The 21,721-nt window shown below is 72.4% G+C and carries 23 protein-coding genes; 10 read left to right on the forward strand and 13 right to left on the reverse strand.

The features are described from left to right. Positions 1 to 27: 27 nt before the first annotated feature. From LHA35_RS08485 to LHA35_RS08505, 5 genes are all read right to left on the reverse strand, one after another. Complete coding sequence (locus LHA35_RS08485) at positions 28 to 186, reverse strand: hypothetical protein (protein ID WP_226606989.1); 159 nt, start codon at positions 184 to 186, stop codon at positions 28 to 30. A gap of 27 nt (positions 187 to 213) precedes the next feature. Next, positions 214 to 540 carry an antibiotic biosynthesis monooxygenase family protein gene (locus LHA35_RS08490; protein WP_226606991.1) on the reverse strand — a complete coding sequence of 109 codons (327 nt, stop codon included), beginning with the start codon at positions 538 to 540 and terminating at the stop codon, positions 214 to 216. Positions 541 to 560: 20 nt separating this feature from the next. Next, positions 561 to 1,319, reverse strand: coding sequence for an SDR family NAD(P)-dependent oxidoreductase (locus LHA35_RS08495; RefSeq protein ID WP_226606995.1), 759 nt, complete (start codon positions 1,317 to 1,319; stop codon positions 561 to 563). 108 nt (positions 1,320 to 1,427) lie between these two features. Continuing rightward, complete coding sequence (locus LHA35_RS08500) at positions 1,428 to 2,927, reverse strand: tripartite tricarboxylate transporter permease (RefSeq protein ID WP_226606998.1); 1,500 nt, start codon at positions 2,925 to 2,927, stop codon at positions 1,428 to 1,430. Positions 2,928 to 2,958: 31 nt separating this feature from the next. After that, positions 2,959 to 3,561: a hypothetical protein gene (locus LHA35_RS08505; RefSeq protein WP_226607002.1), complete on the reverse strand. Its 603-nt coding sequence runs from the start codon at positions 3,559 to 3,561 to the stop codon at positions 2,959 to 2,961. A 1,206-nt stretch (positions 3,562 to 4,767) separates the two neighbouring features. Between LHA35_RS08505 and LHA35_RS08510 the strand changes: the two genes are divergently transcribed. The 6 genes from LHA35_RS08510 to LHA35_RS08535 all read left to right on the forward strand — a co-directional run bounded on the left by LHA35_RS08510 (position 4,768) and on the right by LHA35_RS08535 (position 9,222). Further along, positions 4,768 to 5,964: a M20 metallopeptidase family protein gene (locus LHA35_RS08510; protein ID WP_226607005.1), complete on the forward strand. Its 1,197-nt coding sequence runs from the start codon at positions 4,768 to 4,770 to the stop codon at positions 5,962 to 5,964. Then, the gene (locus LHA35_RS08515; protein ID WP_226607006.1) at positions 5,961 to 6,806 is read left to right on the forward strand and encodes a creatininase family protein; all 846 of its coding nucleotides are present in this window, start codon (positions 5,961 to 5,963) and stop codon (positions 6,804 to 6,806) included. The genes LHA35_RS08510 and LHA35_RS08515 overlap by 4 nt, the downstream gene beginning before the upstream one ends. Beyond that, positions 6,803 to 7,054, forward strand: a complete 252-nt coding sequence (locus LHA35_RS08520) for a hypothetical protein (RefSeq protein WP_226607008.1) — start codon at positions 6,803 to 6,805, stop codon at positions 7,052 to 7,054. Before LHA35_RS08515 ends, LHA35_RS08520 begins: the two co-directional genes overlap by 4 nt. After that, the gene (locus LHA35_RS08525) at positions 7,051 to 8,040 is read left to right on the forward strand and encodes a ketopantoate reductase family protein (RefSeq protein WP_226607011.1); all 990 of its coding nucleotides are present in this window, start codon (positions 7,051 to 7,053) and stop codon (positions 8,038 to 8,040) included. Before LHA35_RS08520 ends, LHA35_RS08525 begins: the two co-directional genes overlap by 4 nt. A gap of 3 nt (positions 8,041 to 8,043) precedes the next feature. Beyond that, the gene (locus LHA35_RS08530; protein WP_226607013.1) at positions 8,044 to 8,880 is read left to right on the forward strand and encodes a VOC family protein; all 837 of its coding nucleotides are present in this window, start codon (positions 8,044 to 8,046) and stop codon (positions 8,878 to 8,880) included. 129 nt (positions 8,881 to 9,009) lie between these two features. Beyond that, positions 9,010 to 9,222 carry a hypothetical protein gene (locus tag LHA35_RS08535; RefSeq protein ID WP_226607015.1) on the forward strand — a complete coding sequence of 71 codons (213 nt, stop codon included), beginning with the start codon at positions 9,010 to 9,012 and terminating at the stop codon, positions 9,220 to 9,222. A gap of 104 nt (positions 9,223 to 9,326) precedes the next feature. Here LHA35_RS08535 and LHA35_RS08540 read toward each other — a convergent pair whose 3' ends face one another. Continuing rightward, positions 9,327 to 10,256: a hypothetical protein gene (locus LHA35_RS08540; protein ID WP_226607019.1), complete on the reverse strand. Its 930-nt coding sequence runs from the start codon at positions 10,254 to 10,256 to the stop codon at positions 9,327 to 9,329. Between the two features lie 100 nt (positions 10,257 to 10,356). Between LHA35_RS08540 and LHA35_RS08545 the strand changes: the two genes are divergently transcribed. Then, positions 10,357 to 10,929, forward strand: a complete 573-nt coding sequence (locus LHA35_RS08545; protein ID WP_226607022.1) for a cytochrome b — start codon at positions 10,357 to 10,359, stop codon at positions 10,927 to 10,929. A 171-nt stretch (positions 10,930 to 11,100) separates the two neighbouring features. Here LHA35_RS08545 and LHA35_RS08550 read toward each other — a convergent pair whose 3' ends face one another. Then, positions 11,101 to 11,298: a hypothetical protein gene (locus LHA35_RS08550; protein ID WP_226607024.1), complete on the reverse strand. Its 198-nt coding sequence runs from the start codon at positions 11,296 to 11,298 to the stop codon at positions 11,101 to 11,103. Between the two features lie 110 nt (positions 11,299 to 11,408). Between LHA35_RS08550 and LHA35_RS08555 the strand changes: the two genes are divergently transcribed. Both LHA35_RS08555 and LHA35_RS08560 read left to right on the forward strand, forming a co-directional pair. Then, positions 11,409 to 11,741, forward strand: coding sequence for a DUF1491 family protein (locus tag LHA35_RS08555; protein WP_226607026.1), 333 nt, complete (start codon positions 11,409 to 11,411; stop codon positions 11,739 to 11,741). 161 nt (positions 11,742 to 11,902) lie between these two features. After that, on the forward strand, positions 11,903 to 12,613 hold the full coding sequence (locus LHA35_RS08560) for a response regulator transcription factor (protein WP_226607028.1): 711 nt from the start codon (positions 11,903 to 11,905) through the stop codon (positions 12,611 to 12,613). A 344-nt stretch (positions 12,614 to 12,957) separates the two neighbouring features. On the opposite strand, the gene LHA35_RS08565 is transcribed toward LHA35_RS08560, so the two are convergent. From LHA35_RS08565 to efp, 5 genes are all read right to left on the reverse strand, one after another. After that, positions 12,958 to 14,616 (reverse strand): peptidoglycan -binding protein, encoded by a 1,659-nt coding sequence (locus LHA35_RS08565; protein WP_226607030.1) that lies wholly within the window; start codon positions 14,614 to 14,616, stop codon positions 12,958 to 12,960. 83 nt (positions 14,617 to 14,699) lie between these two features. After that, the gene (locus tag LHA35_RS08570) at positions 14,700 to 15,848 is read right to left on the reverse strand and encodes a flagellar motor protein MotA (protein ID WP_226607032.1); all 1,149 of its coding nucleotides are present in this window, start codon (positions 15,846 to 15,848) and stop codon (positions 14,700 to 14,702) included. A 31-nt stretch (positions 15,849 to 15,879) separates the two neighbouring features. Then, a complete protein-coding gene (locus LHA35_RS08575) occupies positions 15,880 to 16,374 on the reverse strand; it encodes an OmpA family protein (RefSeq protein ID WP_226607035.1) in 495 nt (164 codons plus the stop codon). Positions 16,375 to 16,745: 371 nt separating this feature from the next. Continuing rightward, positions 16,746 to 17,615 (reverse strand): inositol monophosphatase family protein, encoded by an 870-nt coding sequence (locus LHA35_RS08580; RefSeq protein ID WP_226607037.1) that lies wholly within the window; start codon positions 17,613 to 17,615, stop codon positions 16,746 to 16,748. A gap of 164 nt (positions 17,616 to 17,779) precedes the next feature. After that, positions 17,780 to 18,346, reverse strand: coding sequence for an elongation factor P (gene efp / locus LHA35_RS08585; RefSeq protein WP_226607040.1), 567 nt, complete (start codon positions 18,344 to 18,346; stop codon positions 17,780 to 17,782). 1,020 nt (positions 18,347 to 19,366) lie between these two features. Here efp and LHA35_RS08590 point away from each other — a divergent pair. Beyond that, positions 19,367 to 19,762, forward strand: coding sequence for a hypothetical protein (locus LHA35_RS08590; RefSeq protein WP_226607044.1), 396 nt, complete (start codon positions 19,367 to 19,369; stop codon positions 19,760 to 19,762). A 516-nt stretch (positions 19,763 to 20,278) separates the two neighbouring features. Here the strand turns inward: LHA35_RS08590 and serA are convergent. Continuing rightward, complete coding sequence (gene serA, locus LHA35_RS08595; protein WP_226607046.1) at positions 20,279 to 21,526, reverse strand: phosphoglycerate dehydrogenase; 1,248 nt, start codon at positions 21,524 to 21,526, stop codon at positions 20,279 to 20,281. Positions 21,527 to 21,721: the final 195 nt, after the last annotated feature.

A 21,721-nucleotide genomic window follows, 5' to 3' on the forward strand; every position in this document is an offset into this window, starting at 1 on the left:
AGGCGCGGCGGCCGGAGGGCCGCGCGCTCAGCGCCGCCGGTGCAGCAGCGCCAGGGCGACCACCACCGCGGCAATCAGGGCGATGCCGACCATCCCCTCGATCACCTGGAAATTCGGCGCGTCGCGCGCGACGAAGAGCGCGGTGATCGCGCCCGCCGCGACCAGGAGCACCCGTGCAAGCCACATCCTTCCGCTCCTTCGGCCGGGGGGGGGCTAGCCCGCCGCCTGCTGCACCAGGGTCTGCACCGATTCGAAGCCCTCGAATTCCGGCGGGCCGAGATAGAGCGGCCTGGTGGTGCCGGCATGGCGGTGGGCCATCCGGAAGGCCTCGGATCTCGTCCAGGCCTCGAAATCCGCCCGTGACCGCCAGACACTGTGGGAGGCGTAGAGGACATGGTCCTCCCGCGCCGGGCCCTTGAGCAGGTGGAATTCGACGAAGCCCGGCACGCCCTGCAGATGGCTGTCGCGCGACCTCCAGAGCGTCTCGAACGCCGCCTCCGAGCCGGGCGCGACGCGGAAGCGGTTCATGGCGATGAACATCGGCCCCTCCCCAGCCGGCATCAGGCGCTGGCGCGCCGCGTGCCGCCATCCACATGGATCACCTGGCCGGTGATGTAGCGCGCGCGGGGCGAGGCCAGGAAGACCGCCAGCACCGCGAGATCCTCCGGCTGGCCGATATAGCCCGCCGGCACCTCCTTCTCCGCCCAGGCGCGGCGGCTCTCCTCATCCGGCATGACGCGGAGGTCGATCTGCTCGGAGCGGATGCGCCCCGGCGGGATGGAGTTCACCGTGATCCCGTCGCGGCCGAGCTGGCGGGACAGCGCCTTGGCCCAGATATGCGTCGCGCCGTTCGGCGCATTGGCCGGGTTGACGTTGAAGGGCTCGTCCGTGCCGGTCAGGTTGATGATGCGGCCGTATTTCCGCGCCTGCATTGCCGGCACCAGCGCATGGGTGATGCGGCGGGCGGCGTGGAAATTGAGCTCCATCGCCTCCTGCCAGACCGCCTCCCCCCCGAGTTCCCCAGGCGGCTGCGGCCGGCTGCCGCCGGCATTGTTGACCAGGATGTCGCAACGGCCGAAGCGGCCGAGCATGGCATCGCGGATGCGCGGCGCGGCCGTCGGGTCGGTGACGTCCTCGGGGATGATCAGCGGCTCGGCCGAGGCGGGCAGCTCGGCCGCCAGGCTCTCCAGCAGTGGCCGGCGCCGGGCGAGGATGCCGAGGCGGCAGCCTTCCCCGGCCAGCATCCGGGCGATGGTGCGGCCGATGCCGGCCGAGGCGCCGGTGACCAGCGCGACCCTGCCCGTGAGTTCCAGGTCCATCCGCAGCCCTCCTGCCTCCCGGTGCCAGCCTGCGTCCGCCCTGGCCAAAAGAAAAGCCGCCCCGGGTCTCCCCGGGGCGGCTTCCTTGTGGTGCTGCGGTGAGGCGGGTCAGCCCGCCATCGCCGCCTCCTTGCCCTTGCGCAGGTTGGGCATCAGCATCGCGGCGAGCGCGATGGCGCCGATCGCCAGCATCGTGGCGCTGATCGGCCGCTCCAGGAACACCATGGGGTCGCCGCGCGAGAGCAGCATGGCGCGGCGCAGATGCTCTTCCATCATCGGGCCGAGCACGAAGCCGATCAGCAGCGGCGCCGGCTCCAGCTTCAGCTTGCTGAACATGTAGCCGACCACCGCGAAGATCGCCGTCGAGTAGACGTCGAAGACGTTGTTGTTGGTGGAATAGGAGCCGATGGCGCAGAAGACCAGGATGGCCGGGTAGAGGAACTTGTAGGGCACCTGCAGCAGCTTCACCCACATGCCGATCATCGGCAGGTTGATGACCAGCAGCATGGCATTGCCGATCCACATGGAGGCAATGAGGCCCCAGAAGAGGTCCGGCTGCGCCTCCACCATGCGCGGGCCCGGCTGGATGCCCTGGATGATCAGCGCGCCGACCATCAGCGCCATGACGGCGTTGGACGGGATGCCGAGGGTCAGCAGCGGGATGAAGCTGGTCTGCGCCGCGGCGTTGTTCGCCGCCTCGGGGCCGGCCACGCCCTCGATCGCGCCGGTGCCGAACAGGTGCCGGCCCTTCGAGACCTTCCGCTCCAGCATGTAGGCGCCGAAGGCGGAGAGCGAGGCGCCGCCGCCAGGCAGGATGCCGAGCACCGAGCCCAGCGCCGTGCCGCGGAGCACGGAGGGGGTGGCGCGCTTCCATTCCTCCCTGGTCAGCCAGAGGCTGCCGACCTTGGTCTTGAGGACGGAGCGGGCCTCCGGCCGCTCGAGGTTCAGGATGATCTCGGCGATGCCGAACAGACCCATGGCGAGCGCCACGAAGCTGACGCCGTCCGAAAGCTCGGGGATGCCGAAGGTGAAGCGCTGCTGGCCGGTCTGCACATCGGTGCCGACCAGGCCGAGCGCCACGCCCAGCCCCACCATGGCGATCGCCTTCACCACCGAGCCCTGCGCCAGCACCGCGGATATGATGAGGCCGAGCAACATGAGCGAGAAGTAGTCGGCCGGGCCGAAGGAGAGCGCGACCTGCGTCAGCAGCGGGCCCGAGCCGGCGACGACGAGGGTGGCGACCGAGCCGGCGAAGAAGGAGCCGAGTGCCGAGATCGCCAGCGCCGCGCCCGCCCGCCCGTTGCGGGCCATCTTGTAGCCCTCGAGCGTGGTGACGACCGAGGAGATCTCGCCCGGCAGGTTCAGCAGGATCGAGGTGGTCGAGCCGCCGTACTGCGCGCCGTAATAGATGCCGGCGAGCATGATGATGGCGGTCGTCGCCGGCTGCCCGAAGGTGATCGGCAGCAGCAGCGAGATGGTGGCGACCGGCCCGATGCCCGGCAGCACGCCGATGGCGGTGCCGATCAGCGCGCCGATCAGCGCGAAGAGAAGGTTCTCGAAGCTCAGCGCGACGCCGAACCCGAAAGCGAGATTGCCTATGATATCCATTATCCGTCGGTCCTTGTGCTGGCGCCGGCGATCAGAACTGCGGCCATACGCTCACGCGGATGTCGAGCTGCTTGATGAAGACCCACCAGCAGAGCGCAAGCAGGAAGACGGTGATGCCGAGTATGCCAAGCGGACGCCTGCGGTGCTCCGGCTCCGCCATGCAGGCGACCAGGATGGTGGCGATCAGCGCCAGCATCAGCCCGCCCTTCTCCAGCAGCAGGCTGAAGACGCAGAGTCCGGCGCAGATCGCGCCGATCGCCCGCCAGCGCAGGGACCAGCAGATGACCACGAAGCCCACGAGCAGGCCGAGCCCGAAGGCGCCATAGTTGGCATCGAAGAAGGAGCTGATCTGCGGTGCCGCCCACATCGCGGCAGTGCCGGCGACGACGGCGAGTGCGATCGACCCGGCATCGAGGCCCGTCCACCGCTCCAGCGGATCCGGCCCGTTGAAGAAGGCGATCGCCAGCACCATGATGCCGAGGAACAGCACGAAGTAGAAGACGAGCATGGGCATGTAGCCCGGCCCCATGCGCCTGGCCGAGCCGAGTGCGTGGTCCTGGTTCAGCCACAGGGCAACGACGGCAAACAATATGAGGACCACGCCCGAGGCGATGTCCTTCGCGTTCAGTTTCATGTAGCGACCCTTCTCGCCTCCCACCCACCCGGGGGAGCGCCCCGGGAAGTGCGTTTCACGTCAACCATGCCGGACCGGCCGCGCCGCCCGCGCCCATGCGCACCTGCAGGGTGCCGCGCGGATGGGCGGCCGCCGGCCATCCATTCCAATCGCCGGAGGCTTGCACCGCCGGCGCCCCTGTCCCGACTTCCGCCGCCGCAACGCGGCAGGGCGGGCGCGCGACCCGGCCCGGACATGCACCGTGGCCACGACGCGCGCCAGGCGCACCGACGCTGCCTCGGACAGGCCGGCGAGCCCCGACGGGCCGAACCAGGCTTCGCTGACCCGGTGGATGAACCCGATCGCGGCAGGTCGGCACAGCCGGGACCGCCGGGTGCCGCGTCTCGGCAGAAATGGCAAGAGCCCGCACCACGCCGCCGCGCAGATCGCCGATCGCGGCGGCCGGGCGTTGCGGTCCGGTCCGGTCCCGGCCGGGGAATCCCTGCGTCACTGCCAAGCCCACGCCGCGAGCGGGCAGGGGCGTCTCCCGCCCTCCGGCGAATGGCACGACCGGAAGAGGGTTGGAGAAAGCGGCGCTGAAGGAGACGCTGCCGGGATCGGGCCGTGCCGCCTGCGGCAGCGGCAACCGCCTGCACGAGGCGGCGGAGCGCGGTGCCGCCGCGAATGGCAGCGGGGGCGCCGTCACCGGCGCGGGATGCAGGACGTCCAGCGCCGCGCCGTGGTGCCGGGGAGAGGGGCCGATGCCATGGTGCGCGCGCTCCGGCATCACCGGCCCGTGGTCGTGCGGCACGGCCCGCACGATCCGCAGGCTGCCGGCCGTCGTGCCGGCGCGGCGGCTGATGCCCGGCACGTGACCGGGCTTCCTCCGGCCCTGCATCGGCAGGCAGCCGACAGGATCGATGATGCCGCCTGGCGCCACGGGAGCCCATGGCCGGACCGTCCGGCCAGCCTGGATCGCGCCTGCCGCCAGGGCATGCGCCGCCGCGGGCAGCGCCAGCATGGCGCCACCGGCCGGGTTGGCTCGGCGCGGCAGGGTTCCAGACATTCTCCTCCCCATTTCGGGTGCTCGGCATATCGCATGGCGGGCCGAGGGGCGGCAAGCCGGCCCACCCCCATGCTGCGCCGCGGAATTCCAGCGGGTGGGGCGCTGGACAGGGCGGGGGCTTCCCGCAATCCTCGCCCGCCTTCCTGCGCGCGGAACCCGTGATGTCGAAGTTGTCCCCGGAACGCCTCACCAATGATCCCGCGACGCGCATCCGCGACGCGGTCGCCGCGATCGAGCCGCGGCTGGTCGAAATCCGCCGCGACATCCATGCCCATCCCGAACTCGGCTTCGAGGAAGTGCGCACGGCGGGCATCGTCGCGGCGGAACTGGCGCGCCTCGGCATCCCGCATCGCACCGGCATCGGCCGCACCGGCGTGGTCGGGGTGATCGAGGGTGGCCGGCCGGGACCGACGCTCGCCATCCGCGCCGACATGGACGCGCTGCCGATCCAGGAGGAGACCGGGCTGCCCTTCGCCAGCACCGTGGCGGGGACCATGCATGCCTGCGGCCATGACATCCACACGACCACGCTGATCGGCGTCGCCGAGGTGCTGCAGGACCTCGCGCCGCAACTGGCGGGCCGCGTCGTCCTGGTCTTCCAGCCGGCGGAGGAGTCGCTGGGCGGCGCCGCCGCCATGGTGGCGGATGGCGTGCTGGAGGGCGTGGACATGGCGCTCGGCTTCCATAACCAGCCGGACATGCCGGTCGGCCGCTTCGGCTATGTGCGCGGCTCAACGCTCGCCGCCGCCGACCGCTTCGACCTGCTGGTGCGGGGCCGGAGCGGCCATGCCGCGCATCCGCACAAATCGGTCGATCCCGTCATCGCGGCCGCCGCCTTCGTCTCCCAGGCGCAGACGGTGGTGAGCCGGGAGATCGACCCGCTGATGCCGGCGGTCGTCACCATCGGCATGATCCATGGCGGCACCGCGCCCAACATCATCCCGGAGACGGTCGAGCTGCGCGGCACTGTCCGCACCCTGCACCGGGAGTCGCGCGACATCGCGGAGGCGGCGCTGAAGCGCCTGGCCGAGGGGTTGGCGGCGATGCACCGCACGAGTTGCACGCTCGGCTACCATCGCGGCGTGCCGCCGCTGATCAATGCCGACAGCGTGCTCGATCCCGCCATCGCCGCGGTGCGGCGCCAGCTCGGCGAGGTGATCGCCGAGGGCAGGCCGAGCATGGGCGCCGAGGATTTCTCCGAGTTCGCCGAGCGGGTTCCCGCCTTCCAGCTCCGCATCGGCAGTGGCGCGCCGGGGCGCCAGGATGCCCTGCACAACGACCGCTACCAGCCGGATGAGCGCTGCATCGGCCTCGGCGTGCAGGCCCTCTCGCGCATCGCCCTGGACATGCTGGCGTGACCGCGCCGTCGGATGACCGGAGCGGAGCGAGCCGCGGAGGTCCGAACCCGCCGGCCGGTCAGCACCGCATCGCGGAGCTGACCGCGCCCGAGGTCGCGCGGCGCCTCGCCGCCGGTGCCGCCGTGCTCTTCCCCATGGGCAGCCTGGAGACGCATGGCCCGCAGGCGCCGATGGGCGACTATCTGCTAGCCGAGGCGATCGCCGACCGCATCGCCGCGGCGGCCGTGGCACAGGGGGCGGATGCGCTGGTGCTGCCCGCCATTCCCTTCGGCGGCGTCGACTACTTCTCCTTCGTCCCGGGCGGCATCGTGCTCTCGCCGGCCACGCTGCAGGCAGTGGTGGAGGAGACCTGCGACAACCTCATCCGCACCGGCACGCGCCGCATCCTCATCCTGAACGGCCATGCCGGCTCGATCGCCCCGGTGGATGCCGCGGCGCGCGCGCTGCGACGGCGGCACGACCTGCTGGTGCCCGCCATGCATCTCTGGCGCATCGCCGGCGCGCTGCATGCCGAACTCGGCGGCAGCCCGGCCAGCTTCGGCCATGGCGGCGATCCGGTCTGGTCGGTCGCGCTGCATCTCCGCCCCGATCTCTGCCGGCCGGAGGCGGCGCGGGAGAAGCAGCCGGTGCCGCCGGTGCTCGGGCTGCCGGTCGCCAATTTCGGCACGGTCCGCGCCGCGGGCGTCGAGATCAACATCCCGATGGAGGTGGAGGAGGTGGCGCCGGGCGGCGTCGCCTGCGCCGACAGCCGTCCCGGCAATGCGGGGCACGGTGCGAGCATCGTGGCGCGGCTGGTCGAGGCCGGGGCCGCCATGGTCACGCAGCTTCATGCGGTGGCATGAGGACCCGTGCCCATCGCACCAGGGCCTGTAGCGGGTTGGCACCGGGCGACCTGCCCGGGGCGCGCAGCGCCGCTCCGGCGAGAGTCTGCCGCTGCCCCGCCATCCTGCGCGCGGCGGAGGCGGGGCGGCCGCTGCGGATCGGGGCGCTGGTCCAGGCCCCGCCCGCGCCGGATACCATGGTCGCGCTCACGACGCGGATCGTGATCGAGGCCGGGCGCCACGCGCCGCAGCCAGGAGGACTGCCATGAAGGTCTGCATTTTCGGCGCCGGCGCGATCGGCGGGCATCTGGCGGGGCGGCTGGCCAAGGGTGGCGCCGATCTCTCGGTGGTCGCGCGCGGGGCCCATCTTGCCGCCATCAGGGAGCGTGGCCTCACCGTCCGCACCCCCGACGGCGTCATCGAGGCGCGGCCGCGCGCCGCGGCCGACCCGGCCGAGCTCGGCCCGCAGGATGCGGTGATCGTCTGCACCAAGGTGCCGGCGCTCGGCGGCGTCGCGCGGGCGATCGGGCCCCTGCTTCGGCCGGAGACGCCGGTCGCCTTCGTCACCAACGGCATTCCCTGGTGGTATTTCGCCAGCCATGGCGGACCGGAGGAAGGGCAGCGGGTGCCCGAGGCGGACCCGGATGGCAGCGTCTGGGACCTGGTCGGACCGCGGCGCGCCATCGGCGGCGTCATCTACTCGGCCTGCCATGTGCCGGAGCCGGGCGTGATCGAGGTGACCAGCCGCGGCAGCAAGCTGCTCCTCGGCGAGCCGGATGGCAGCCGCTCCGACCGGGCGGTGGCGCTGGCGGCGGCGCTCAAGGCGGGCGGCCTGCCATGCAGCGTCAGCCCCGACATCCGCACCGATGTCTGGGCGAAGCTGCTGAACAACCTCTCCAACGGCCCGATCTGCGTGCTGACCCGGCGCAACATGCGCGACACCTTCCGCGACGCGGTGGTGCGGGACGCGGCGGTGCAGGTGGTGCGGGAGGGCATGGCGATCGCCGCCGCCATGGGCCGCCCGGTGCCGGGCGAGGCGGAGGAGCGCGTCACCCTCTCGGCCGATATCCCGCACAAACCCTCCATCCTGCAGGACCTGGAGGCGGGCCGGCCCATGGAGGTGGATGCGCTGTTCCGGGTGGTGCTGCGGCTGGCGCGGGAGCGAGGCGTGCCGGCGCCGATGCTGGAACTGCTGGTGACCATGATGGCCCAGGCGGCCGAGGCGGCCGGGCTCTACCGGCGGGCGGAGGGCTGAGCCTTGGCCCCCGTCCTCGACCACCTCGTCATCGATGTGCGGGACCGGATGGCGGCGGGGGCGGCGCGCATGGCGGCGCTCGGCTTCCAACTCACGCCCCTGGGGAGGCACAGCCTGGGTTCCGCCAACCACCTGGCGGTGTTCGGGGAGGACTATCTGGAACTGCTCGGCACGGATGTGCCGGGCGGGGCGCTGCGGCCCGACATCGCCACCTATCCCGTCGGGCTGAACGGCCTGGTCTTCCGGACGCAGCAGGCCGAAGCGCTGTCGGCCGGCCTGGTCGCGCGCGGCGTGCCCGCCCTGCCGGCGCAGTCCTTCCACCGGCCGGTCGATCTGCCGGATGGCGCGCGGGAGGAGGCGCGGTTCCGGACGGTGCGGCTCGATCGCGGCGCCGGTCTCGACGGCCGGATCTACTGGTGCGAGCACCTGACGCCGCAGCATGTCTGGCGGCCGGAATGGCAGGTCCATCCGAACGGCGCGACCTCCATCGCCCGTGTGCTGATCTCGGCGCGCGACCCGGAGCGGCAGGCCGCCATGTTCCGCCGGATCTTCGGCGAGGCGGCGCTGGGGCAGGGGCCCGGGGGCCGGGTGCTGCTGCCCTGCGGGCCGGTGGTGGTCGAGGTGGCGCCGCATGCGGCCGTCGTGGCCGAACTCGGCGCGGCGGCGCCCGATCCCGCGGGACGTGGCGACCACCTGGTGCTGATCGCCTTCCGGGTGCGGGACCTGGCCGCGGCATCGGCGCTGCTGCGCGCGCAGGGCGTCCTGGCGGAGGCACGGCCCGGCGGGCTGCGCGTGGCGGCCGAGCCCGCCCTGAACGCGACACTCGACTTCCTCGCCTGATCCCTCGCCGCGCCGGCGTGCCGTGTAACAGCGAGAATCTTTCGCCGAATCCACGCAACGAACCATCGATACGGGACGTATCTCCATCATGCCCCGCATGGGCGCGATCCAGGCGGCGGAGACCGGGATATGCCATTGCGCAGCGACGAGATGGAACGAAGCGAGACGAGGCAGGGCCAGGGCCGGCTTCGACCGCGTGACGAGGCGCCGGACCGCGGCGCGAGGATGCGGGAACGCGGCGCCCGCCGCCCGGCGGCGGAGCGGGAAGCGGTGTTCGACATCGCCGATTTCGCCGCCATCGCGCAGTTCGCCGGCATCGTCGCCGGGCGCCGGGCGGGGTAGGGCGGCGACTGCGCGGCCGGCCGCGGGCAGCGCGAAGGGAACACGAAGGGAACCGGCAGGCCGGGCGACATCGCCCGGCGCCCCCGGCGTGATTCCGTCCCGGCTCAGCGCGGCAGGGCCGTCTGGCCCAGCACCCAGCCTTCCCAGCGGCGCACCCAGGGGTCATCAGGCACGAAATCCGGCCGCGCGCCCTCCAGCACGGCGAGGAGCCCGAGCAGGCCGATGACCGAATCGAAGCGGTCCTCGCCGGCCGCATCGGCGCCGAAGCCGGCCTCGACGGCCCCGGCCAGCGCCGGGGAGGGCAGGATGCCGCGCGCCTCCATCACCGCCCGCAGCGCCGGGGCCAGGGCGCGCCGCGCGCCCTCCGCGCGCTTGCTGCCGATGAGCCGCAGCCCGCAATGCCGCAGCGCCTCGGCCGGATAGACCTCGGCCAGCACGGCCCGGCCCGGTGCCAGCAAGGCCCGCAGCCCGCCCTCGAAGGGCCAGAGCCGGATGGGCGCGCCGGCCACGAGGGCCGGCACCAGCCAGTCCCGCCAGGCGGCGATCGCCGCCTTGCCCGACTGGTTGGCGCCGAGCGTCCAGAACAGCGGGGCGCCGGCCGGGCGCTCGGCGGTCGCCCGGTCGCACCAGCGGGAGAGCCCCTGCGGGCCGCCGAGGCCGAGCGCCGCCGCATGCGCGGCCCGGGTCATGCCCGCGACGCCGCGGGCGGGGTAGAAGGGCCGGTCGGGGGAGACCGTCTCCAGCCCGGCATTCACCAGGAAGAAGCCCGGCCGGGCGGCGAGGCCGCGCAGGAAGTCGGGAAAATCCGCCTCGGGCCGGGCCGAAGCATAGTCCCGCGGCAGGCCGAGCGGCAGGTCGAGCCCGAGCGCGACCGGCAGGCCCGGCGCCAGCAGCCGCGGCAGCAGCGCCGCCACATCCCCCACCGGCTCCGGCGCCTCCGCCTGCCACCGCCCGGCCGTGCGGCGCGCCCGGGTCAGCCAGCGCTTGCGCGGGTCGGTGCTCCAATCCGCATGGGCGGCGATCAGGTCACCCATCGCGGCCCTGCGCTGTGGCATGCTGGCGGGACTGGCGCGGCGCGGCCGTCGCCCTGCGGCCGCCGGCGGCGCCGGGGATGCAAGCTGGGAGGAGATCGCGATGGCGACGGTGCAGGAGCCCCGGGTCCCGGCCTCGGCCGTCGCGCCGCCGGGCTATTCCACCCTGTCCAAATGGTTCCACTGGGTCACCGTGGTGCTGCTCGCGACGGCGATGCCGGTCGGCTTCGTCATCAAGCACATCAAGGATTCGGACAAGATGGTGTTCTACGCCATCCATGAATCGGCGGGCCTGACCATCCTGTTCGTCGCGCTGGCGCGGCTGGCCTGGCGGTTGCGCCATCCGCCGCCGCCCCTGCCCGAGCATGTGCCGGTGCCGCTGCGCCGGGCGGCCGCGGCGGTGCATCACAGCCTCTATGTGATGCTGATCCTGCAGCCCTGCCTTGGCTTCCTCATGACCAATGCCTTCGGTTTTCCGCTGCGCGGGGAGACCGCCTATCTCGGCCTGATCGACTTCCCGAAATTCATGGAGGCCCATGAGCCGCTCGCCGAGGTGCTGAAGACGCTCCACACCATCGGCGGCTGGTCGATCCTGGTGCTGCTGGTGCTGCATGTCGGCGGCGTGGTGTTCCACCAGGCGATCCGGCGGGACGGCACGCTGCTGCGGATGGTCTAGGCCGAGGGTCGAAAGGCGGGCCGGTGCGGCGCAGCGGGCCTGGTCTGCCGGCCGCCCCCGGGCTCTCGCCCCCGGATGCCCGGCCGGGCCCGCCCCTGCCGGAGAGGAGCGGTGCCGCAGCGCCGGACGCCCCGCCCGGTGCGATCCTGCATCAGGTCCGTCGCGGTCCCGTCAGAGCGGCTTCTGCGCCTTCTCCAGCAGGCGGGCGAAGAAGCCCGGTTTCTTCGCCGTCGCCTCGACCTTTGGCGTCTTCAACACCTGCGCGCGTTCGGCGGCGGCTTCCTTCTCCTTCTGGGCAAGCCACTTCTCCAGGCTCATCCCCGCCTTGGCGGCCCTTTTCGCCTCATAGGCGCGTTGCGCCTCGGTCATCTTTCGTTGATCCATGGGAACCTCTTCGACGCGGCAGATGTGGCGGAGCCGGCCCGGAGGAGCAAGGCCGGGGCTTGAACGCGGGACCGGTTCAGGCCCCTATGCGCCACATGGAAGCGCGGGTGAAAGCCGGGATCTGGGTCTCGATGGCGTTGCGGCTGGCGGATATCGCCGGGCGCAGCGGGGCGGTCTTGCGGAAGGGCGACCCGGATTCGGGCGGAATCCTGTGCGTCCTGCGGGGGCGGGAGGGACTCGTCGTCCTCAGCCAGGTGCGGGACGCCGAGGGGCGGCCGGCCTGGATGCGCGGCAGCGGCGCCACGCCGGTGGATGAGGAGACGGCCGATGCCTATATCGCAAGGCAGGTGAAACGCGATCCCGATCTGTGGGTTGTGGAGTTTGACGCCCCGGACCTGAAGCCGCCTTTTGAAGGCAAATTGCTGTAACTCCAGAGGTATGCCTCTGGTTCGCAATATTGTGTATGCGATCCAACGCTTCCGTGAGGTGCGTTTCTCGCTTGATGGTTTCAATTCTCTCCAACGGGTTAGGCATCGCGCAGGCTTGCACTGTGCCGGCACCCCGAAACCCATCACGTGTCGGAGGACGCATGGCCACTCCCCGCCCCATCCTGATCGTTGAGGACGATGCCGCCCTGCGGGCCACCCTCGCCGAGCAGATCGCCCAGGAAGGCGACTTCACCGCCGATGAGGCGGAGAGCGCCACCGAGGCCGCGGCGAAGCTCGCCGATGCCGATGCGCGCTACGATGCCATCCTGCTCGATATCGGCCTGCCGGACGGCGATGGCCGCGACTTCTGCGCCAAGCTCCGGCGGGAGGGCCGGAAGATGCCGGTCATCATGCTGACCGGCGCGGATGCGGAGCAGGATGTGGTGCGCGGCCTCGATGCCGGCGCCAACGACTACATCGCCAAGCCCTTCCGCCTGCCGGAACTGCTGGCGCGGGTCCGGGCGCAGCTTCGCGTCTTCGACAATTCCGAGGACGCGGTCTTCACCATCGGGCCCTATTCCTTCCGTCCCTCCGCCAAGCTGCTGCTGGAGCCGGCGCGCAACCGCAAGATCCGGCTGACCGACAAGGAAAGCTCGATCCTGAAGTTCCTCTACCGCGCCGGCGGCAAGCCGGTGCCGCGGCAGGTGCTGCTGAACGAGGTCTGGGGCTACAACAGCGCGGTCACCACCCACACGCTGGAGACCCATATCTACCGCCTGCGGCAGAAGATCGAGCCCGATCCCTCCCATGCCCGGCTGCTGCTGACCGAAGGCGGCGGCTACAAGCTGGACCCGGTGGCGCAGGCACAATAGCGCCGCCCAGGGCAGCAGGACTGGGGCCGCGGCGGAGACGCCGCGGCCCTTTTCCAATTTCAGGCCAGCGATGCCGGGCAGCAGGCATCGGCGGCGGAGGCCACGGATGCGGCCCGCGGCCGATGCCGCGGTGCCGGCGCTGCAGGCGGTGCCGGCGCCTGTGGCCGCATAAGCGTATTCGGATTGATGCGGGACGCGATCATGCCCGGCCACCATGATGCGCGCCGGCATGGCGGCCGCGCATTCCCGCCGCCGATGCCCGCCGGGCCCGGATCCTCATGGCGGCCGGCAGCCTCCCATGCCCGGTGCCTCCCGGGCCGGTCCTGCGCGAGCCGCGGCGGCGATCAGCGGTCGGTCAGCCGCAGCTCGATCCGCCGGTTCCGCGCATAGGCCTCTGGCGTCTCGGCATTGTCCAAGGGCTGGTTGTCGCCGAAGGCGGTCGCCGCCACCCGGTTGGGCGGCAGCCCCTCCGCCATCAGCAATTGCGCGACGGCGATCGCCCGCGCGGCCGACAGTTCCCAGTTCGTCGCATAGCGCGCGCTGCGGATCGGTTGCCGGTCGGCATGGCCGTCCACCCGCAGCAGCCAGTTCACATCCGGTGGGATGCGCTCCGACAGCTCCTTCAGCACCCGCGCGATCTCGCGGATCTGCTGCTGGCCGGCGGGCGAGAGATCCGCGCTGGCGGGCGGGAACAGCACCTCCGACTGGAAGACGAAGCGGTCGCCGACGATCCGCACCTCCGGCCGGTCGCCCAGCACGTCCCGCAGCCGGCCGAAGAAGTCGCTGCGGTAGCGCTGCAGCTCCTCCACCCGCGCCGCGAGCGCCGCGTTCAGCCGGGTGCCGAGCGCCACGATCTGGGCATCCTTGTCGCGGCCGGAGGTCTCGGCCACGTCCAGCGCCGCGGTCAGCCGGGCGAGCTGGCTCCGCAGCTCCTCGATCTGGCGGCTCAGCAGCGCCACCTGGGCGCGCGCACTCTCGGCCAGCCGCACCTGCTCGGTCGCGGCGCGCTCGGCCGCCTGCCGCCGCTCGGCCTCCGCCGCCGCCATGTGCTCGGCCGCCTGGCGCCGCTCCGCCTCGGTCAGCCCGGCCGCCTCGGCCGTGCTGCGGGCCCGCGCTTCCTCGCCCGCGCGCCGGGCCGCCTCCTCCGCCTGCCGCTCCAGCTGGTCGCGCAGGGCCGCCAGCGCCTTCACCTGCTCCGACAGGCGGGCGATATCCGAGAGCCGCGCCTCGATGGTCGCGCGGTCGGCCTGCACCCGGCGGTCGAGCGCCGCCATCTCCGTCCGCATCGCGGCGAGCTGCCGCTGCTCGGCCGCGAGCTGCGCCTGCGCCTCCTGCAACTGCCGCTGCAGCGCGGCCAGCTCCCGCCTTGCCGTCTCCGCCGCGCCACGGCTCTCGGCGAGCTGCCGGTCCAGCTCCACGACCCGCGCCTCGCTCTGCTGCCGCGCCTGGCGCTCGGCCGCCAGGCTGCGGCCGGTCTCGGCCAGTTGCCGCACCGTCTGCGCGGCATCGCCGCCCACGCTCTCGGCCCGCCGCAGCGCCTCGGCCAACTGCTGCTCCAGCGAGGCCAGCCGCTCCGCGCCGCCGCGGCCGGCGAGTTCCAGGTCGGTCAGCCGCGCGGTCAGGCGGTCCCGCTCCGCCTGCGCCGCGTCGCGCTCGGTGCCCAGCCGGTCACGTTCCTCCCGCGCCTCCCGCAGCTGCGCGAACAGCGCATCCCGGGCGGTGGCGGCGGCCCGCAGCTCCTCCGTCGTGCGGGTGAGGGCGCTGCGCAGCTCGGTCGCCTGGCCGCGCTCCAGCGCCAGCATCTCGGCCAGTTCCGCCACCTGGGCGTTCAGCCGGTCCAGCGCCCGGTCGCGGGAGGACAGGGTGACGCTGAGGAAGCCCTGGGCCAGGACGAAGACCAGCAGGACGAAGATGATGACCATGAGCAGCGTGGACAGCGCGTCCACATAGCCGGGCCAGGCATCCAGACCGCCCCCGCGCTGGCGGCGCCGGCCGATGGCCATCTACCGAAGCGGGGGGGCGCTGCCCCCTCGCGCTCCCCCGCCGGAGGTCAGGCGACCCCTGGACCGGCCCGGGTCCGCCCCCATCAGCGCGGGGCCTCCTCGGCCAGCGCCGCGATGGTCCGCGCCACCAGCTTGATCTCGCTGCGCAGCTCGGCGGTGGACTGGGCGCGGCCGTTGACCAGCTCCTCCAACAGGCGCGAGAGATAGATCTCGGTGTTGCGGAGATGGCCGCGGACCACCTCATCCGCCGCCGGCGCGGCCTGCGCATCGGCCAGGCGCTGCAGGACGGGGCCGAGCGCCGCCTGCTGCTCCGCCACCCGCAGCATCAGCGTCTGGCTGGCGCGGATCTGGTCGGTCAGCACCGAGAGCCGCTCGGTCAGCGTCATCATGGCCTGGCTGGTCTGCGCCCGGCCTTCCTCGCCGCGCGCCAGGATGCGCTGCAACTGCTCCAGGTTCTCCGCCGTCTGCTCCAGCAGCGCCTGGACATAGGCCGGGACGCTGCCGCCGCCCTCGCCGCCCACATCCCCCAGCACGCCGGAGGAGAGCCGGGTGATCCCGGCCAGCCATTCCTCCAGCTCGTTGTAGAAGCGGTTCTGCGCCTGCCCCGCCGTCAGGTCGAGGAAGCCCAGCACCAGCGCGCCCGCCAGGCCGAGCATGGAGGTGGAGAAGGCCGTGCTCATGCCCGTCAGCGGCTGCGCCAGCCCGGTCTTCAACTGGTTGAAGAGCTGGTTCAGGTCGCCCGAACCCACCGACATGCCGCCGATCACCTCGGAGACCGAGCCGATGGTCAGCAGCAACCCCCAGAAGGTGCCGAGCAGGCCGAGGAAGATCAGCAGCCCGGTCATGTAGCGCGACAGCTCGCGGCTTTCGTCGAGGCGCGAGGTGATGCCGTCCAGCACGCTCCGCATCGCCGGCGCCGAGAGGCTCAGCCGGTCCGACCGCCGCGCCGCGAACATGCTCGCCATCGGGCCCAGCAGCCGCGGCGCCGGCATGGCCGGGGCGCCGAGGCGGGGGCTGCGGAAATGCTCCAGCCAGTCGACCTCCGGCCGCAGCATCAGCACCTGCCGCAGGTTCCAGATGATGCCGATCCCCAGCACGCCGAGGATGAGGCCGTTCAGCACCGGGTTGCTGGCGAAGGCGTTCGCCAGCTCGGTCCCCAGCAGCGCCGCCACCAGCACCACCACGGCCAGGAAGCCGAGCATCCGCCAGAGATATCGAAGGGGAGGGGTCATCGGCCGAAGCTCATCCGGTCTGGGGGGCGCGTCACGGCGCGGCGCGCCGGAGGCCCGGCGGCTGGACATCGACGGCATCCGTCGCGTCCCCGGTCCGGCCCAGCGGGCGGATATCGATGCGGGTCGCGGGCAGGCCGCCGGCCACCAGCGCCTCCTTCACCGCCACGCCGCGCGCCAGGCTGAGGCGGCGGGCGGCGGAGATGTCGGCCGGGCCGCTGGCCTGGGCCAGCAGCACCACGCGCCCCTCCGGCCCGGCGGCCAGGCGCCGGCCCAGCTCGGCCAGCGCCGGCTCGGCGGTGCGGGGCGGCGCTTCCGCCCCCGGCGAGAAGCGGAGCCGCCAGGCGCCCTCCGGCAGCGCTTCCATTCCCGGCGGCAGGGCGAAGGGCCGCGCGGCGGCCACAGGCGCGGCGGGCGGCGGGGCAGGGGGCGGACGGACGGAGAGATCGACCGGGGCGGGCGGGGCGGGCGCGGGCTCGGCCGGGATGGGACCATCCTCCGGCCGCGCGTCAGCGGTCTGGGCCGGCACCTGGCCGGCCAGCAGCAACGCCCCCAAGAGAAACAGCCCCGGCCGCAGGGCCGCCCGGACTGGCATGATGCCCGACACCCTGGATTCGGCCCCCAATTCCTTGCCCGGCAAGGGTAGGCGATATGGGGGGGCTTGGAAACTCGCAGCCCGCGGCGGTGGAGCCGGCGGGATCAGCCGGCCCGGCAAGGGCCGCGGCCGGCGGATCACCGTAGCGAAGGCGCGGGGCGTTCGCGGCCTGGTACTACAGGCGGGCGAATTGGCGTTCAGTTTTGAACGCGATCCGCTGTAGGTCGCCCGGGGCATCGGCGGAGGACGGGCCGACGCAGGGCGGCAGGCTGGGCCGGATGCCGCGCGGCGCACCCGGCCGGGCGTCAGCCCGCGGCGGGCGGGACCTCGGCGGTGCGGCTGCGGGCAGCGCCGGCGGCGGCGATGCCTTCCTGCACCACCTCCCGCAGCTTCGGCTGCAGGTTGGGATTGCCGGCGACGATGTTGCCCTCTGCATAGGGGTCGCCGCCCTCGGGGTCCGTCGCGAAGCCCCCGGCCTCCTTCACCATGATCAGGCCGGCGGCCATGTCCCACTTCTTGATGCCGAGCTCCCAATAGCCGTCGTAGCGGCCGGCCGCGGTCCAGGCGAGGTCCAGCGCCGCCGAGCCGAAGCGCCGCACCCCGGCCACCTGCGGCATGAGCCGCGCGAGGGTCTGGGTGAACTCCGCCTTGCGCGGCACGCCGGCGAAGGGGATGCCCGTCGCAAACAGCGCCTCTTTCATGTCCTTGCGGCCGGAGACGCGTAGCCGCCGGTCGTTCAGGAAGGCGCCGACGCCCTTCTCCGCCCAGAACATCTCATCGGCCGCCGGATTGTAGATGACGCCGGCCATGATCTCGGACCTGTCGGCATCGATCCGCTTCTCGATCCCGACGCTGACGCACCAGTGCGGGATGCCGTGCAGGAAGTTGCTGGTGCCGTCCAGCGGATCGACCACCCAGCGCCATTCCCAGTCGGCGGCGCCGTGGCTGCCGCTTTCCTCCATCAGGAAGGCGAAATTCGGCCGGGCGCGGGAGAGTTCGGCGCGCAGCGTCTCCTCCGCCCGGATGTCGGCCGCGGAGACGAAATCGCCCGGGCCCTTCACCGAGACCTGGAGCTGCTCGACCTCCCCGAAATCGCGGAGGAGCCGCTTGCCGGCCTTCTGCACGGCATTGACGACGACGTTGAGGGCAGGGGAGAGGCGGGGGGAGGAGGCCATGGCGTTCCCGGCGGGTCTGGATCAGGCGAGGGGCCCGCGTGCAACGCGCGGGACGGGGCCGCGGCACGGCCCCGGGGACAGGCCGGCGGCCGGGGCCGCGGGCCGAACGGGCGCCCCGGACAGGAACCGGAGGCGCCCGCGGTCAGCGAGGCGTGGCGTGGGGCCTACTTCGCCCGCTCGACATAGGAGGCGTCCTCGGTCTTCACCACGATCTTGTCGCCGGCGGTGACGAAGGGCGGGACCATGGTCTTCACGCCGTTGGAGAGGATGGCCGGCTTGTAGGAGGAGGAGGCGGTCTGGCCCTTCACCACCGGGTCGGCCTCGGTCACCTCCAGCACCACCGATTCCGGCAGGGTCATCGCCACCGGCTCGCCCTCGATCAGGCGGACATTCACGGTCATGCCTTCGACCAGGAAGGGCAGGCGGTCCCCCAGGATGTCCTTCGAGACATGCGTCTGCTCGTAGGTTTCCGGGTGCATGAGGACGAGCTGCTCGCCTTCGGCATAGGAGAAGGTGAACTCCTCATCCGCCGTCTCCAGCCGCTCCACCGTATCGGCGGTGCGCCAGCGCTGGTCCTTCTTGGCGCCGGTCTTGACGTTGCGCATCTCCACCTGGATGACGGCGGCGCCCTTCCCCGGGATCATGATGTTCTGCTTGAGGATGGTGTAGCGCTGGCCTTCGAATTCGATGACCATGCCGGCACGCATCTGGTTGGCCTGCATCTTTGCCATGGGTGGGCGACCTGTCCGGGTGGTTGGGAATGAGCGGGCACGCGCCGGGCCCGGTGGGCGCAGCGTGGGCGAAGGGGGCGGGTTGTAGGGGAAGGGGGGCGGGGAGGGAAGGGGGCGAGGCTCAGGCGCCGAGGCGCAGGCTGCGGATCGCCTTGTCGCCCAGCAGGTTCCGGGATTTGGGGTACCGCGAACCGCAGGCCATGCGCTGCGCCTGATCCGCAGGTCGGCATATTTTTCGCGTGCCCACCGCAGGCATGCGGCCCTCATCATGGCCGGCAGCCATTCGTGACGTGTCGAAGGATGTCTCGCAAGGCTACCATCCTGGCGCGGAGCGAGGTCATTCCGAGAGTGTGATGTACCGGCAGCCGCTCAACCTCCCTGGGCGGAATGTTCTTTGCCTGGCTGGAACGCCAGGACCTGCGATACGAACTCGTCAGGGCCAGCCACGCGCCATGGTCCGCGCCACCCAGCGCCACGACCGCGTCGTCACCAACCCGGGCTGGAGGCGAATGTCACCGTTCCGGTCCTCGGCATCACCCTCCCGCTTGCCGGGATCTATGAGGGCCTGAGCTTCCGGTCCCAGCCCCACCTGGTCCCGTCCACCGAAGGTCCGCCCACGGCCTGATCGCCTTTCGGCTTCATCTCCGCGCGAGCCTCCGGAACCCGGCCGCATCGCCCGTGGCATGATCGCCTCAGCGCCGCGTCATTCGGTGGCATGGGGGACCCCGCAGCGCGCCGGAACGAATCTTGCGCGGGCATGATTGCCTTCCACGATGCCGCCGCGCGCTCCCGCCGCTATCCACAGGCGCAACTGCGACGCAAGCCGGAACGGTCCGCGTCCCGTGCCGCTCATGCTGCACCGCCACACGCCGTGCGTGAGTTTCCCTTCGGATCGCACCAGGAACCATCTCTCTTCCGCTCCCCAAGCGACCCGGTCTGAAGTATCATCCCCGCCATGGGGCGCCCTCTGGCCCCTGGAACCGCTGACCAAAAAAGCGAGTGCTTGGGATGGAACGTATCATGAGCCTGCCGGGCATCCGCCCGTTGGCCTTGCCACGCCTGCCGGCCGATTTCTTCGCTGCCCCCCGCGATCCGGCCGCACCCCAGCCCCTGCGCCTGGACTGGCACCGCCGCGGCCCCGGCTTCCGGCTGCAGGGCGATGCCGCCCTGCAGCAGGCCTTCCGCGCCGCCCTCGCCGATTATGACGCGGCCGAGGCGGCGGCGGCCCGCGCCCGCCTCTCCGGCGATATCCGCGGCTTCTTCGCCGCGATGACGGAGACCCACCGCTGCTACGCGGCGCTGGAGGGATTCGACCTGCCGGCCGCCGACCTGGCCCGCCTGCTGGCCCAGTCCCGCCGCCGCGCGAGGGAGGCCGCGCGCCGCGAGCGCCGCGCCCCGGTGGCCGAGGCGGCCTGAGCCACCCTCCGCCAGGCCGGGCCTCCGGCCCGGCCTGGCGTCCCGCCTGGCTGGCGCGCCTGCCGCCGGGCGGACTGCCGGGGCATCCGGTGCCGCATGGCCCCGGCCGCAACCTTCCCGCGAAGACCGCCCTGGCCCGCCGCCTGCGCCGCGCCCGGCCAATCTCATTGCCGCAGCGATCTTGTTCGTGCTATGTTCGCATCACCGGCAAGGAGACCGGCGATGCCCCAGGCGCCCCGCTTCCTTCATCCTTCCTCGAAGGGAGCCCGCGCCGCCGGGGATCTGTTCGAAGCCGCTCGCGCCCGCGCGCTCTGCCGCTTTTCCGCCACGATCCGCCCCGGAGCTTTGTCCGAAACCGCGCGGTGCGCGCCTTGTCGCCGCAAGCTCATGGATCCCAACGGCCCTTCAGCCCTTGGCGGGGCGGCCAGAAGGGGCAGGGACACCCCATCACCGCGCATCGCGCGATCGGGACCCCGCAGCGCCCTTCCAAACCCCCGGGCCGGCGACGCCGGCAGCCTATTCCCGCTCGTAGATCAGCCGCGCCCGCACGGTCCCGGGCAGCGCGCGCAGCTCGCCGAGGATCGCCTCCGCCTGGTCCCGGGCCTCGACGCTCTCCACCACCACGTAACCGAGCTCGCCGAAGGTCTGGTAGTACTGCGCCGCAATGTTGAGGCCCCGCCGGCCGAAGGCTTCGTTGATGCGGGAGAGGACGCCGGGCGCGTCCCGGTGCACATGGGTCCAGCGCGCGCCGGTCGGCCGGGCCGGCAACTGCACCTGCGGGAAGTTCACCGCCCCCATGGTGGCGCCGGTGTCGCTGTACTCGATCAGCTTGCGCGCCACTTCCTGGCCGATGCGGGACTGCGCCTCCTGCGTGCTGCCGCCGATATGCGGGGTCAGGATGACGTTGGGCAGGCCCTGGACGGGGCTCGCGAAGACCTCGCCGTTCCGCGCCGGCTCCTCCGGGAAGACATCGGCGGCGAAGCCCAGCAGGTGGCGGCTGCGCAGCGCCGCCGCCGCCGCCGCCAGGTCCACCAGCGTGCCGCGGGCGTTGTTGATCAGGATGCTGCCGGGCTTCATGGCGGCGATCTCGGCCGGGCCGATCATGCCGATGGTCTCCGGCGTCTCCGGCACGTGCAGCGTCACGATATCGGCCTCGGCCAGCAGCTCGCCGAGCGAGGCGCAGGGCCGGGCATTGCCGTGCGGCAGCTTGGTGGTGTGGTCCCAGTAGATCACCCGCATGCCGAAGGCCTCGGCGAGGACCGAGAGCTGGCTGCCGATATTGCCGTAGCCGACGATGCCCAGGCACCGGCCGCGCACCTCGTAGCTGCCCTCGGCCGATTTGTCCCAGCCGCCCTTATGGGCGGAGCGGGAGCGGTCCGGGATGCCGCGGAGCAGCATCACCACCTCGCCCATGGTCAGTTCGGCGACGGAGCGGGTGTTGGAGAAGGGGGCGTTGAAGACCGGGATACCGCGCAGCCGGGTGGTGTCCAGGTCCACCTGGTTGGTGCCGATGCAGAAGCATCCCACCGCGATCAGCCGGTCGGCCGCTGCCAGCGCCTCCCCCCTGAGCTGGGTGCGGGAGCGGATGCCGAGCATGTGGACACCCTGCAGCGCCTCGGCCAGGGCGGCGCCGTCCAGGGCCTTGGTCAGGCGGGTCACGGTCTGGTAGCCCGCCGCGCTCAGCAGCTCGACGGCGCTGTCGGAAATCCCCTCCAGCAGCAGGACGCGGATGCGGTCCTTGGGGAGGGAGATGCGGTCGGACATGGTGTGCTCCGGGGGGCGGCGGGGGGCCGAGAGCGCGGGTGTCTAGTCCCGATCGGGCGCTGGCGGAAGCGTGAGTTGGCGCAGGGCGGGTTTGCGGCGGGCGGGAGGGCGCGGGTCTTGCTGGTCTTGCTCCGGTGGCGCCGCTGGGGCGGTGGAACTGCCGTTGCGCCCCTTGGGACACCCCCTCCGGTGCGG

Origin of the sequence: Roseicella aerolata (genome assembly GCF_020523605.1) — a bacterium.
In the GTDB taxonomy this organism is placed as follows: Bacteria; Pseudomonadota; Alphaproteobacteria; order Acetobacterales; family Acetobacteraceae; genus Paracraurococcus; species Paracraurococcus aerolatus.

Bases quoted from the DNA above. Each gene is read 5' to 3' on its own strand.
- LHA35_RS08555 (WP_226607026.1), top strand. From the start codon at position 11,409: ATGGAAGCGCGGGTGAAAGCCGGGATCTGGGTCTCGATGGCGTTGCGG.
- serA (WP_226607046.1), bottom strand. From the start codon at position 21,526: ATGTCCGACCGCATCTCCCTCCCCAAGGACCGCATCCGCGTCCTGCTG.
- LHA35_RS08495 (WP_226606995.1), bottom strand. From the start codon at position 1,319: ATGGACCTGGAACTCACGGGCAGGGTCGCGCTGGTCACCGGCGCCTCG.
- LHA35_RS08590 (WP_226607044.1), top strand. From the start codon at position 19,367: ATGAGCCTGCCGGGCATCCGCCCGTTGGCCTTGCCACGCCTGCCGGCC.
- LHA35_RS08540 (WP_226607019.1), bottom strand. From the start codon at position 10,256: ATGGGTGACCTGATCGCCGCCCATGCGGATTGGAGCACCGACCCGCGC.
- LHA35_RS08570 (WP_226607032.1), bottom strand. From the start codon at position 15,848: ATGACCCCTCCCCTTCGATATCTCTGGCGGATGCTCGGCTTCCTGGCC.
- LHA35_RS08490 (WP_226606991.1), bottom strand. From the start codon at position 540: ATGTTCATCGCCATGAACCGCTTCCGCGTCGCGCCCGGCTCGGAGGCG.
- LHA35_RS08550 (WP_226607024.1), bottom strand. From the start codon at position 11,298: ATGACCGAGGCGCAACGCGCCTATGAGGCGAAAAGGGCCGCCAAGGCG.
- LHA35_RS08565 (WP_226607030.1), bottom strand. From the start codon at position 14,616: ATGGCCATCGGCCGGCGCCGCCAGCGCGGGGGCGGTCTGGATGCCTGG.
- LHA35_RS08485 (WP_226606989.1), bottom strand. From the start codon at position 186: ATGTGGCTTGCACGGGTGCTCCTGGTCGCGGCGGGCGCGATCACCGCG.
- LHA35_RS08500 (WP_226606998.1), bottom strand. From the start codon at position 2,927: ATGGATATCATAGGCAATCTCGCTTTCGGGTTCGGCGTCGCGCTGAGC.
- LHA35_RS08560 (WP_226607028.1), top strand. From the start codon at position 11,903: ATGGCCACTCCCCGCCCCATCCTGATCGTTGAGGACGATGCCGCCCTG.
- LHA35_RS08545 (WP_226607022.1), top strand. From the start codon at position 10,357: ATGGCGACGGTGCAGGAGCCCCGGGTCCCGGCCTCGGCCGTCGCGCCG.
- LHA35_RS08510 (WP_226607005.1), top strand. From the start codon at position 4,768: ATGTCGAAGTTGTCCCCGGAACGCCTCACCAATGATCCCGCGACGCGC.
- efp (WP_226607040.1), bottom strand. From the start codon at position 18,346: ATGGCAAAGATGCAGGCCAACCAGATGCGTGCCGGCATGGTCATCGAA.
- LHA35_RS08580 (WP_226607037.1), bottom strand. From the start codon at position 17,615: ATGGCCTCCTCCCCCCGCCTCTCCCCTGCCCTCAACGTCGTCGTCAAT.
- LHA35_RS08520 (WP_226607008.1), top strand. From the start codon at position 6,803: ATGAGGACCCGTGCCCATCGCACCAGGGCCTGTAGCGGGTTGGCACCG.
- LHA35_RS08525 (WP_226607011.1), top strand. From the start codon at position 7,051: ATGAAGGTCTGCATTTTCGGCGCCGGCGCGATCGGCGGGCATCTGGCG.
- LHA35_RS08535 (WP_226607015.1), top strand. From the start codon at position 9,010: ATGCCATTGCGCAGCGACGAGATGGAACGAAGCGAGACGAGGCAGGGC.
- LHA35_RS08505 (WP_226607002.1), bottom strand. From the start codon at position 3,561: ATGAAACTGAACGCGAAGGACATCGCCTCGGGCGTGGTCCTCATATTG.